This window comes from Aeromonas sp. HMWF014, from assembly GCF_963878295.1.
GTDB lineage: Bacteria > Pseudomonadota > Gammaproteobacteria > Enterobacterales > Aeromonadaceae > Aeromonas > Aeromonas popoffii.
Genome location: NZ_CAWNYS010000398.1, coordinates 1 through 1,175, shown reverse-complemented (window position 1 = coordinate 1,175; position 1,175 = coordinate 1). Strand labels below are relative to the sequence as shown.

Here is a 1,175-nt window from a genome sequence, read left to right as displayed (position 1 = left end):
GATCACAGATGATGACCACCACCACCCCCCGCTTGATCTCTGCCGCCACCCGCAGGGCACCGGCCACGGCGCCGCCCGAGCTGACCCCGCAGCAGATCCCCTCCTCCCGCGCCAGCCGGCGCATCATGACCAGCGCCTCCTCTTGCGTCACGTCCAGCACCCGATCGACCCTTTGTGGCTCGAAAATGGCGGGCTGATAGGCGGCGGGCCAGCGGCGGATCCCCGGGATCTGGCTCCCCTGTGCCGGTTGCAGGCCAATCACCTGTACCGCCGGATTCTGCTCCTTCAGATAGCGGGAAACACCCATTATGGTGCCAGTGGTGCCCATGGCCGAGACGAAGTGAGTGACTGCCCCCTCGCTCTGGCGCCAGATCTCGGGGCCGGTCGATTGATAGTGGGCATCCGGGTTGGCCGGGTTGTTGAACTGATCGAGCACCAGCCCCTCACCCCGTGCCTGCATGGCCAGTGCCAGATCCCGCGCGGCTTCCATGCCGTCCTCCACCAGCACCAGCTCGGCCCCATAGGCCTGCATGGCATCGCGTCGCTCCTGGCTCATGGTGCGCGGCATGATGAGCCGCATCCGGTAGCCCCGCGCCGCCGCCACCATGGCCAAGGCGATACCGGTGTTGCCGGAAGTCGCCTCGATGAGCCGGGCCCCCGGCTGCAAGCGACCGCTCGCTTCGGCGCTCTTGATGAGGTTCAGCGCCGGCCTGTCCTTGACCGAACCGGCGGGATTGTTGCCCTCCAGCTTCACCAGCAGGGTGACCTCGGGCCAGGGATTGATGCGGCGCAGCGCCAGCAGGGGGGTATTGCCAATCAGATCTTCCAGTGTGGCGAAGGCCATAACGGGATCCATCCTCTGTTAACTGTTCTATACCTTGGCTAGCGGGTATGCACCCGGTCGGGCTCGCAGTGTAAGCGAGCCCGCGCAGTTGGCAAAGGGCTGCCAACGTGGTCAGATAACCCCATTCCCCGTATCGAGGAGCAAGCATGAGCGAGATCATTCATCAGGCCAACCAGCAACAATTCATCTGCGTGGTGGACGGCAAGGAGTCCAGGCTGCGTTACCGGCGGCTCGATGCCAAGACCATTGATGCCTACAGCACCTTCGTCCCGCCTGAGCTCAGGGTACAGGGCATCGCCGATCAGCTGGCACGCACCTTCTACCGCTGGAC

General features: G+C 64.7%; 2 protein-coding genes. One reads left to right on the top strand and one right to left on the bottom strand.

The window, feature by feature from the left end; translation table 11 throughout:
* Positions 1–856: cysteine synthase CysM (cysM, locus tag AAC083_RS16155; RefSeq protein WP_108537140.1), on the bottom strand; the 856-nt coding region annotated here is incomplete at its 3' end.
* Between the two features lie 134 nt (positions 857–990).
* Between cysM and AAC083_RS16150 the strand changes: the two genes are divergently transcribed.
* Positions 991–1,175, top strand: a 185-nt coding sequence (locus AAC083_RS16150) for a GNAT family N-acetyltransferase (RefSeq protein WP_108537139.1), incomplete at its 3' end; no start/stop codon positions are given.